Source organism: Neisseria sp. HMSC073G10 (genome assembly GCF_001812605.1).
In the GTDB taxonomy this organism is placed as follows: domain Bacteria; phylum Pseudomonadota; class Gammaproteobacteria; order Burkholderiales; family Neisseriaceae; genus Neisseria; species Neisseria subflava_A.
In genome coordinates this window covers 1-545 of record NZ_KV809511.1, presented here as the reverse complement: position 1 = coordinate 545, position 545 = coordinate 1, and the positions used below count along the sequence as shown (strand labels likewise).

The window sequence follows — 545 nt, the reverse complement described above, 5'->3', positions numbered from 1 at the left end:
GCTTCAACAGTCGGTTTAGCCGGTGCAGTCGTGTCAGGAGCCGCAGCGTTATTGCCTGCGTTGGCTTTAACTGGGGTACTTTCGTTACCAGACGGATCTTTCGCCTGTGCAGTTACTTCAGAACCATCTTTCACTTTGTCTTGTGGAATAGTGGTGCTGTCTTTGCCTGCTTCAACGCTTGGCACTGTTTCAGGTTTGTCTGATGTCCAGCTGCCGTCTGCCTGTTTGGTCAAAGTCACTTTTTCTGGGGTGTCAGAGCCTTCAGGGGTTACTGTCACTTCTACAGTATCACCTACTTCTGCATCGCTAGGCACTTTCACAGCCACTGAGCCATCAGTGGTAGATGGGGTCACTTCCGGTGCGCTTGGTGCAGTCGTGTCAGGATTATTACCTGCATTCACTGTACCTTCTTCACCTGTATTACCTGCGGTGTCCGTTGCTTTCGCAGTCACTGGAGAGCCATCTTTCACTTTATCTGCCGGGATGGTTGCTTTGCCAGTCGCTGGGTCTACCGCAACATCTGGGTTGTTTGAAGTCCAGTTGCC

At 51.4% G+C, this 545-nt stretch carries 1 protein-coding gene; it reads right to left on the bottom strand.

The window, feature by feature from the left end; genetic code table 11:
* Positions 1–545: hypothetical protein (locus tag HMPREF2865_RS04005; RefSeq protein ID WP_210399349.1), on the bottom strand; the 545-nt coding region annotated here is incomplete at both ends.